The organism is Alkalibacterium sp. m-11 (assembly GCF_054658155.1).
The window spans coordinates 1-9,690 of the sequence record NZ_BAAGIR010000072.1; the positions used below are offsets into that span (position 1 = coordinate 1).

Genomic DNA, 9,690 nt, shown 5'->3' on the forward strand with positions numbered 1-9,690 from the left:
TGGTTTAAACGACATGATAGCACCCTCCGTCAGCATTTTGATACGTCTATTATACCAAAAGAGCGGGCAAAATCGCACTGTTAACAAGGAAAAGTAGTAAACCGGTTAGGTTTTGACACCCTAACCATAATATTGATTCCGAACAGGAGAATGACAAAGTATAATATACTGTCAATAAATACCGACAGTATTTTTTTCTTTTCATCAAGACTGCTGTCGGTCAAACCGAACCATAAACCTATTCCCAGAATCAGAGTCACGAGTGGACTGAACATGGGATTTGCTGTTAATGTAGACACATTCAAGCTCCTTTAAATTACTTTTTATACCCCTAGGGGTTATTCACTTAACAGCTTACACACTTTTTATTTGCTAGTCAACCGCTCAAACATGAAGGATATCGATTTGACCATACTGACTGGTGCAAATCTGATCTTTCACACCTTTATCACAATTTTTCAGGTGTTTTATTTCTATTCGCAAGGAGTGGATGTCGGGACCAGTCTTCTGTGGTATGATAGAAAAGATGAAAATAAAGGATGTGTTGGAAGGAGCCACAATGTCTGTGATTGTTTTAGCAGGGATGATTGGAGCTGGAAAAAGTACATATACCACTCTAATCTCAGAAGAATTAGATAGTACGGCGTTTTATGAGCAGGTAAAAGATAATGCGATTCTGGAGAAGTTTTATGACAACCCGAAAAGATGGGCATTTTCTTTGCAGATTTTCTTTCTGAATACACGTTTCAGAAGCATCAAGCAGGCTCTGGTGCATCGCCATAATGTACTGGACCGTTCGATCTATGAAGATGCCTTATTTACTCGCATCAACTTCGAACAAGGGAATATGAGTGAAGCGGAAATGTCTTTATACACTGATTTACTTGATAACATGATGGAAGAAATTGACGGCATGCCGAAAAAAGGTCCGGATCTGCTAATTTATCTTAGGGGATCACTGGATACACATCTGGAGCGCATCCAGAAGCGTGGGCGTCCGTTTGAACAGGTCGAAGGGAATCCAGAACTGCTCGATTACTACAAGAAGCTTCATAGCCGATACGACGACTGGTTTGCCTCATATGACAAGAGCCCTACTCTAGTAATTGATATCGATGAAATCAATCTCGAGCTGCCAGGTCATCAGGAACTGGTCATGAAAAAAATAAAGGACGCCCTGAAAGAAACGCAGGAAGTCTAAATAAGTAAATAAAGCACACAAAGTCATCAAACGGTTAGTCTGATTAATCTTCCATTGGTTGAATAATTATTCAAATCGCCTGATGGCTTTTCTTATATCGATACCCCTGAAATCAAGAAACAGAAAGGATTAAGATTCCAATGTCCAAAACATTTTATAGCTTATTCTCATTCGAGGATTGGCAGTTCTATATCGCTTCAACTGATGAAGCCTTGTGTTTTGTCGGCTCCATGCCTGCTTCAGAGGAAGAATGTCTGAGCTGGCTGGCTGTTCATTACCCAGACCATTCTATTGAAAAAAATGAAGCTGAACTACGGCCATACGCCGAAGCCTTCCAGTCTTATTTGTCAGGCCAGTCACGGTCCATCGATGTACCGGTTGTTCAAAATGGAACGGATTATCAGAAGAAAATATGGCGAAGTCTGGCTACTATTCCATACGGAGAGACGATCACTTATGGTCAGCTGGCTGAAAAAAATGGGCTCTCACCCAAAGCTGCCCGATCTGTCGGGACAGCAATTGGTAAGAACCCGCTACTTATTGTTTATCCTTGTCATCGTGTTGTGCCGAAGTCTTCAGCTCCAAGAAAATTCAGAGGTGGCTTAGACATGAAAACCCAGTTGTTGAAGCTGGAACAGGAGCATAGGCCTTAATTAACGCAGGACTTTGATCCTATTGAAAATCAAAGCCATTATCCACTGGCGCATACCTTGTTTTCTCTTTCGTATCGGTCAAGTCCATAAATTTAAAGGTATTGTCAGACAAGCCATGCACAATTATGAAGGGCTTATCTAAAGTCGTTTCTGCACACTTTTGTATCAGCTGATTCAGGTCGCGTTTACTGATGTATGTGCTGCGTTCACGCATGTCCGGCTCCTCACCGTTATCCTTCATGACTTCCAGTGACCGGTAGCCGCCAATTCGGATCGCAACGACTTCCATGTCAGTTTCGGTTCCGTAGTAATGGCCGATCGCTTCACCAAATGCTTTGCTTGCCCCGTACAGATCCGGCGGCCGGACCGGGCTCGTCGTTTTGACCTGCTCATCAGCAGCATAGCCTTTTACGGCATGAATACTGCTGGCAAAGATCAGCCGACTGACTCCCTGTTCGCTCGCGGCCTGCATCATATTATAGGTGCCGTCGATATTGACCCCTTTCAGTTCATCATACTTGGCGAATGGCGACGGATTTCCGGCAAGATGAATCACCGTGTCCATTCCTCCGCAAAGTTGGCGACAATCGGACAGGTCTGTCACATCAAATGTCACTAGACGACACCCTCTATCTTTCCATTCAGCAATGGTGGTACAGTCCTTGTCGGCAGCTGTCAGGTCGTACTGGTCTACTAAATCTTCAATCAGGCGGGAACCGATTCGACCGGCCGCACCAGTAAGCAGCAGCTTTTTCATCTGTCACCTCTCCAGTTTAACTGATTTTTCCGGAACGTTTCATCAAATCGATCACTCTTAAAAAGGCCAGTTTATAGCACAGGAAGCGCATAGTGACATCACTTTCTGATGAGAAGTAGGCATTATAGACACGGTAACTCACATTCTTCATACGGTCGCTCATGTCTTTAAGAATCGTTTCTTTAGATTTTGCATCATTTGTGAAGCCTTGAACCCACTCCAGATAGGATACGGTTACTCCTCCGGCATTGGCCAGAACGTCAGGAATGATGACTTTTCCTTTAGATTCCAGGTACTCATTTGCTTCTTTAGTAATCGGGCCATTTGCGCCTTCTACTAGGATAGCGGCTTTTATGTCGGCCTGGTTCTCAGACGTAATCTGGTCTTCAATTGCACCTAGAATCAGAACATCACAGTCAAGCGTCAATACCGCGTCAGGGTCCCTGACTTCTCCTTCTACTCCTAGCTCCTTGAGTTCTTCTGCATTCGGCAGACGATCATTCGTTTCTTTAAATGGAGCCAGTTTCTCTACATCCAGCCCAGTTTCATTGTAAATAGTCGCACGGCTGTCAGACACTGCTATAACCGTGTGTTTCATCTCACAGTTGGCTGCCTCAATGGCTGCAGCCCGACTCAAGTTTCCGAAGCCTTGGACAGCGACGATCACATTATCTTTTTCCCCAATGGCTTTGACCGTTTCCTTACGTTCAGTATGGTCTTCATTGACCGACAGACTTCCACTCAAAACTGCTTCGACTAAATAGTAGTAGCTCAGGAAAGTCCCTATTCCTGTCGATTCAGCGCGGCCTTTAGTCCCGCCATTGGCAATGCTTTTTCCGGTGAAAGTGTTGATGAACGGCTGGTTCGGATGCAGCACCTTGTACTCCTCCGTCATCCAGTCCATCGTCTCTTCCCCAGTTCCCACATCGGGAGCCGGAATATCTTTGTACGGGCCGATCTGATTCTGCAGCATGCGTACAAATGCTTTACTGACTTCTTTCAGCTCACGCTTGGAGTGTTCGCGTACATTGATATGCACGCCACCTTTTCCTCCACCATAAGGAAGATCATGCAGAGCATTCTTCAGTGTCATCAGCATAGCCAGTGTTTCTACTTCTGACTGGTGTACACCCGTACTGAAACGAATGCCTCCTTTGTAGTATCCGCAGGCATTGTTGTGCTGGACACGAAATGCCGGGTATGTACCGATCGATCCATCATCCTTGATGATGCGCAGGTCACTTGATATTACTTTGTCGATGCCCTTGAGCAGGTCTCCACCCATCTGAACCCATTGATCACGGCTGTCTCCCCATTGAGCCAATGCTTCCTTGTCTTCTGATATCACGTGATCTACTACGTGTTGAATCAACTGTGTTGTTGTATTATCTGTCATGTAAATTCCCTCCGAATGATTATATTAGAATAATTTAATCGTTGTTTTATCATTGTATCATAATCAGAAGTTATATGGCGAATCCTAACTCAAATTAATTTGATTCCTTCTAATGACTGTAGACACAAAGCTGGACTATCAATTTTTCAGATAAACCTATTTTCATAAAGAAAGAACAATCATCATTTATGTTTTTACCGCTGACCCTCACGCCCGCATCAGCCTTTGACTTTACGCACCACAAAAAACCGCCAGCTTCTCCAAAATACAGAGAAGTCCGGCGGTTCAATACACAACTTAAGCATCCCAGCAAGGATGCAGCTTAAATAAGTGTACCTTGAATATTCAGTTTTTTCTTCAGGTACCATTTTGCTGCGAAGGCTACTACCCCTATAACGAGTGTAATAGACCCCGGTATCATCGGATTCAACGCCTGAGGCAGCATGGCCGTTCCGAACGCCATCAGGATGATCCAGGTAAGCATGGTGATCGTCGTCGCCACGATGTACTTGATGAATCCACCTTTAACACCTGGTTGAGGGGCATACTTAGTGATGACCATAACAGCCAGTCCACCAAGAAGGAAGTTTAGAATCATTGTAATTAGTCCGAGTCCCGCTTCCTGATTCCCTACAAGATATGAAATCCCAGTAATGACGGCAAACATCCCACCTAATAGAAGGGCCCCGTCAAGGTAGATTTTCCATGATTCGGAACGTTCAATCGGACCAGTCATATCTGCATGGTCGCTTTCAGTCAAGTATCTCGCCTGGTCTGTAGCCGTACCGTAGAGTTTGCGAGCTGTCAGGTGATTTGCCTGTTGGGAGACAATATTTTTCAGCATGTCATTAAACACTAAAGTCTTGTTGTCTTCAGGAAAACCCGCATCGTCCAGCTTGCGGTTCAGTGTCATCATGTATTCTCTGTTTTTATTTGTTAACTGATCGAACAAGGCGTCGTTTTCTCTCTTTTTATCTTCAAGAGTCACTTCCGGTTCCTGTTCAACCGTATTTTTTTTCTTCGGCATGTGTTCTGTTTCCTCTCTTCCCTACACGTTAAAGCGGAACAAGATAACGTCTCCGTCCTGGACCACGTAGTCTTTTCCTTCTGCTCTCAGTCTTCCTGCTTCACGAGCAGCTTTTTCACTACCTAGTTCATTGTAATCTTCAAAGGCTATCGTTTCAGCACGAATGAATCCTCTTTCGAAATCGGTATGAATAACGCCGGCAGTCTGAGGTGCCTTCATTCCTTTTTTGAATGTCCATGCTCTAACTTCTTTTGGTCCAGCAGTAAAGAATGTAGCCAGCCCAAGCAGGTCATAAGATGAACGAATCAGCTTGTTCAGTCCAGGCTCAGTTACACCCAGATCGTCAAGGAACATAGCTTTTTCTTCATCATCCAGTTCAGCTATCTCTTCTTCGATCGCCGCTGAAATGGCAACAACTTCCGCGCCTTCTTCCTGAGCAATCTCGCGGACAGTCTGCAGGTACTGGTTGCTTTCCGGATCTGCAATTTCTTCTTCAGCTACGTTAGCTACATACAGGACCGGCTTGCTTGTCAGCAAGAACAGCGAGCGAAGGATCGGCAGTTCTTCTTTAGTAAAGTCCAGTACGCGGACTGGCTTTCCTTCTTCAAGAACGGGTTTGATTTTTTCAAGAACTGCCAGAAGTGCGACAGCGTCTGCATCTTTGGATTTAGCTTGTTTTCTGACACGTTCGATTCGTTTGTCGACGGCTTCCAGGTCGGCCAATGCCAGTTCCAGATTGATTGTTTCGATATCTTCTGCCGGATTGACGCGTCCGGATACGTGAGTGATGTTGTCATCTTCAAAACAGCGGACAACATGACAGATCGCGTCCACTTCACGGATATTGGCCAGGAATTTATTCCCCAGACCTTCCCCTTTACTGGCTCCTTTGACGATACCGGCAATGTCAGTGAATTCGAATGTTGTCGGGACGACTTTCGCCGGGTTAACAAGTTCAGCCAGACGGTCAAGACGCTCGTCCGGTACTTCAACGATTCCGACGTTCGGGTCGATCGTTGCAAAAGGGTAGTTCGCAGCTTCTGCGCCTGCTTTAGTGATTGCGTTAAATAACGTAGACTTTCCTACGTTGGGTAATCCTACAATTCCTGCTGTTAAAGGCATGTATATGTTCACCTTTCTCTTTCTATAATGGTCTTTCGAGTTAAAATCTAGTCTTTCAGTACTTTTTTCATCTTGCGGTCGAATTCACGGCGGGGCATGAGAACCAAATGGCCGCAGCCGGTACATCTAATACGGATATCCGCTCCCAGACGAATAATTTCCCATCTATTGACCCCGCACGGGTGGGCCTTTTTCATTTCTACTTTGTCGTGCAGCTCGTATGTTTTATCCACTTGATTTCCTCCTGTCCTAGTAAATCCAGCCGGTCGGTTCAATAGTCTAATTTAAGTCGATATTCAGTTCTTCAAGAATGCGGTTCAAGTCATCTGGGGATACATATTCGATTTCGATCTTCCCTTTTTCGCCTTTTTCGCGAATGATGACACTTGTGCCGAACTTGTCCGTCAGTAATTCTTCAGACTTTCTGATGTAAACAGACTTGACGGGCGCATTGTCTTTATTGCCGTCCTTTTTCGGATTCTGATTAGCTTCTGCCACAAGGTGCTCCAGCTGCCTCACTGTCAGTTTTTCTTTCACCGCACGGCGTGCCAGCTTCTTGATCTTGGACTTATCTTTAAGCCCCAGTAGTGTTCTTGCCTGACCATTGGACAGTTTACCTTCCTGAACAAGCTTCTTCACTTCTTCCGGAAGGGACAGTAGACGCAGATGGTTAGCGATATACGATCTGCTTTTACCTAGTCGTTCAGCGACCATTTCCTGAGTCATGGACAGTTTATCCATCATCATGTTGTACGCTTCTGCTTCTTCAAGAGAGGTCAGATCTTCACGCTGCAGGTTTTCCAGAATCGCGACCTGCATCATGACTTCTTCATTCAGCTCTCTGACGATTGCAGGGACACTATCTTTTCCAGCCAGCTTCGATGCTCTAAAGCGCCGCTCTCCGGCAATGATCTCATAGCCTTTCACAGATGACTTGCGAAGGATGATCGGCTGAAGGACACCCGACACTTTGATTGATGCTGCCAGTTCATTCAGTGCGTCCTCGTCAAAATGACGTCTCGGCTGATAAGGGTTCGGACGGATCTCAGTCAACTCGATCATTTCCACACGTTCGTCATTGTTTCTGACTTCCTCTTCAAAATCAGGCACATCAAACAAGGCATCGATGCCGCGGCCTAAGCCTTTTTTCTTATTAGCCATTACCCAACACTTCCTTTGCTAGTTCCTGGTAGACTTCTGCCCCTTTTGACTTCAGGTCGTAATCGATAATGGACAGGCCGTAACTTGGTGCCTCGGATAATCGGATATTTCTTGGAATAATAGTCTGATAGACTTTTTCACGAAAATACTTCTTCACTTCATTGACGACTTCAAGGCCCAGATTGGTTCGGGCATCCAGCATCGTCAGCAATACGCCTTCTACTTTCAAATCTTTATTGAAGTGCTTCTGGACCAGACGGACCGTGTTGAGAAGCTGACTCAATCCCTCCAGAGCGTAATACTCACACTGAACAGGGATCAGAACAGAATCACTTGCTGTAAAGGCATTGATCGTCAGGTGCCCCAGAGAAGGCGGGCAGTCGATCAGAATATAGTCATACTGATCTTCAACCGTTTCTACTGCACGCTTCAGACGGGTTTCTCTCGCCATCAGACTCGTCAGTTCCACTTCTGCCCCGGCCAGCTGAATCGTTGCCGGGACCATGCTCAAATTCTCGCGACTTGATGACAGAATGACATCCTCAAGCGGTTCTTCGTTGATCAGAACATCGTAAATGTCTTTGTTGACTTCACCTTTACGGACACCCAGGCCACTGGTTGCGTTGCCCTGTGCGTCCATGTCGATCAGAAGCACTTTCTTGCCGGCATAGGCAAGTGAGGCGCCTAGGTTGACAGTTGTCGTTGTCTTGCCCACTCCGCCTTTTTGGTTTGCGACAGCTATAATCTGTGCCATACTACTCCTCCATACTTTCTGTTGTCATTAAACCAGCGGACTCTTGTTCGGAGTGCCGGGTTTTCTCGGGTATTTATTAGGTGTTTCCTTTGTCTTGTCGATCAGGATGATATGACGTTCCCCGGCCTCTTCAGGCAGTTCAAAGGAGATATCATCTCTCACTTTCCCGCCCAGCAGACCGATCGCTTTGCGTCCTTCATCCAGTTCTTCCGGTGCATGAGCGGCCTTCATGGCAATAAAGGTTCCGCCTTTTTTAGCAAGCGGCAGACACAATTCTGACAGGACACTCATACGCGCTACTGCGCGGGCCGTCACAAAATCAAAAGAGGCTCTGAACTGTTTATTCTGACCGAATGTTTCTGCCCGGTCGTGGTACAAATAAACATCTTCCAGCCCCAGCTCGTTGACGACAGTTTCCAGAAAGCCGATTCGTTTCTTCAATGAATCGACAATGGTGATCTGCAGATTCGGGTAGATGATTTTAAGGGGGATACTAGGAAACCCAGCACCTGAGCCTACGTCGCATAGACTGTGGACCCCTTTGCTAAAATCTACGTAAAGTCCTGCAGTTAATGAATCGTAAAAATGTTTCAAGTATACTTCTTCTTTTTTAGTTATTGCAGTTAAATTGATTTTTTCATTCCATTCCTGAAGCAGTTCCAGATAGCGTTCAAACTGATGCATCTTTTCTTCTGTAACAGGAATGTCTCGCTTAGTTAATTCAGACTGAAATTCTTCTGGAGTCATTCTCTAAAATCCTTTCTATAGTCACTCGTGAAACAGTTTTTTGTTTCACAAAATCCCTCTCTTCACTTTATACCAAATGGCTTATAAATACAATGGTTGCAAGAGATTTTTTCTATTCAAAAAATCTTGTTTTTTTAAAAAAGTTGGAGGATAAATCCATCTTCTGAGCCCCGTGTCAAAGTCATCTGTTTTCTTTGTAAGACGGTTGGGGTGACTAGCCCTATTTTTCACCTTGAGTCTATCTACTTGAACTACTCCACCTTAAATCCTAAGGGATTTTGAAGATGGAGATTCCTAAGAACTCCCACCTATTGGTCGGATATTGATTAGGCTAACTCTGTAGTCCCTACAGTTCTGGAAGTTAAAATACGCAATGCTTCCTGGTTTAAATTTATGCTTGCGTTAGTATCCCGGTCGTGATGAGCATGACATTCTGGACATTCCCATTTGCGAACAGCGAGATTCTTAACGGCTTTGTTTTGGTAGCCGCATCCCGAGCAGAGTTGGCTTGAAGGAAAGTTCCGTGCGACAGCGATTATTTCTTTCCCATACCACTTGGCTTTGTATTCTAACATAGTACGAAATTCCGCCCAACTTACTTCTGAGATGGATTTAGCTAATTTTCGATTGAGCATCATATTCTTTACCAACAAATCTTCGATACCGATTATGTCGTGGTTTTTGACAATCTCGGTGGAGATTTTATGAAGGTAGTCGGTGCGTTTGTTTTTGATAGTTTCGTGAATGTTGGCAACTTTGATGCGCTGCTTCTGATAGTTCTTCGATTCGGATAATTTTCGACCATCTTTGAGCGCTTGTATTTTCCTTCTGGATAGTTTGCGTTGTTCCTTTGCTAGTTTAGTTTCCAAAGA

Annotated in this window: 12 protein-coding genes; 2 read left to right on the forward strand and 10 right to left on the reverse strand. The window is 44.9% G+C overall.

All coding sequences use genetic code 11. The features are described 5' to 3' along the window. Positions 1–80: 80 nt before the first annotated feature. Positions 81–299: a hypothetical protein gene (locus ACYQ2O_RS08050; protein WP_459796387.1), complete on the reverse strand. Its 219-nt coding sequence runs from the start codon at positions 297–299 to the stop codon at positions 81–83. A 260-nt stretch (positions 300–559) separates the two neighbouring features. Between ACYQ2O_RS08050 and ACYQ2O_RS08055 the strand changes: the two genes are divergently transcribed. After that, positions 560–1,201, forward strand: a complete 642-nt coding sequence (locus ACYQ2O_RS08055) for a deoxynucleoside kinase (protein ID WP_346023585.1) — start codon at positions 560–562, stop codon at positions 1,199–1,201. A 140-nt stretch (positions 1,202–1,341) separates the two neighbouring features. After that, positions 1,342–1,854 (forward strand): methylated-DNA--[protein]-cysteine S-methyltransferase, encoded by a 513-nt coding sequence (locus tag ACYQ2O_RS08060; protein ID WP_346023570.1) that lies wholly within the window; start codon positions 1,342–1,344, stop codon positions 1,852–1,854. Between the two features lie 19 nt (positions 1,855–1,873). On the opposite strand, the gene ACYQ2O_RS08065 is transcribed toward ACYQ2O_RS08060, so the two are convergent. The 9 genes from ACYQ2O_RS08065 to ACYQ2O_RS08105 all read right to left on the reverse strand — a co-directional run. Further along, positions 1,874–2,611 (reverse strand): NAD-dependent epimerase/dehydratase family protein, encoded by a 738-nt coding sequence (locus ACYQ2O_RS08065; protein ID WP_459796389.1) that lies wholly within the window; start codon positions 2,609–2,611, stop codon positions 1,874–1,876. A 16-nt stretch (positions 2,612–2,627) separates the two neighbouring features. After that, positions 2,628–4,007, reverse strand: coding sequence for a Glu/Leu/Phe/Val family dehydrogenase (locus tag ACYQ2O_RS08070; protein WP_459796390.1), 1,380 nt, complete (start codon positions 4,005–4,007; stop codon positions 2,628–2,630). 322 nt (positions 4,008–4,329) lie between these two features. Further along, a complete protein-coding gene (locus tag ACYQ2O_RS08075; protein WP_346023567.1) occupies positions 4,330–5,034 on the reverse strand; it encodes a DUF1129 domain-containing protein in 705 nt (234 codons plus the stop codon). A gap of 21 nt (positions 5,035–5,055) precedes the next feature. Then, the gene (gene ychF, locus ACYQ2O_RS08080; protein WP_459770686.1) at positions 5,056–6,156 is read right to left on the reverse strand and encodes a redox-regulated ATPase YchF; all 1,101 of its coding nucleotides are present in this window, start codon (positions 6,154–6,156) and stop codon (positions 5,056–5,058) included. A gap of 47 nt (positions 6,157–6,203) precedes the next feature. Continuing rightward, complete coding sequence (locus ACYQ2O_RS08085) at positions 6,204–6,389, reverse strand: DUF951 domain-containing protein (RefSeq protein WP_091267780.1); 186 nt, start codon at positions 6,387–6,389, stop codon at positions 6,204–6,206. Between the two features lie 46 nt (positions 6,390–6,435). Further along, complete coding sequence (locus ACYQ2O_RS08090) at positions 6,436–7,317, reverse strand: ParB/RepB/Spo0J family partition protein (RefSeq protein WP_346023564.1); 882 nt, start codon at positions 7,315–7,317, stop codon at positions 6,436–6,438. Further along, on the reverse strand, positions 7,310–8,071 hold the full coding sequence (locus tag ACYQ2O_RS08095; RefSeq protein ID WP_346023563.1) for a ParA family protein: 762 nt from the start codon (positions 8,069–8,071) through the stop codon (positions 7,310–7,312). Before ACYQ2O_RS08095 ends, ACYQ2O_RS08090 begins: the two co-directional genes overlap by 8 nt. A 27-nt stretch (positions 8,072–8,098) precedes the next feature. Beyond that, a complete protein-coding gene (gene rsmG, locus ACYQ2O_RS08100) occupies positions 8,099–8,818 on the reverse strand; it encodes a 16S rRNA (guanine(527)-N(7))-methyltransferase RsmG (RefSeq protein ID WP_459770683.1) in 720 nt (239 codons plus the stop codon). Positions 8,819–9,144: 326 nt separating this feature from the next. Then, positions 9,145–9,690 (reverse strand): RNA-guided endonuclease TnpB family protein (locus ACYQ2O_RS08105; protein WP_459796392.1); only part of this gene is annotated, 546 nt, incomplete at its 5' end.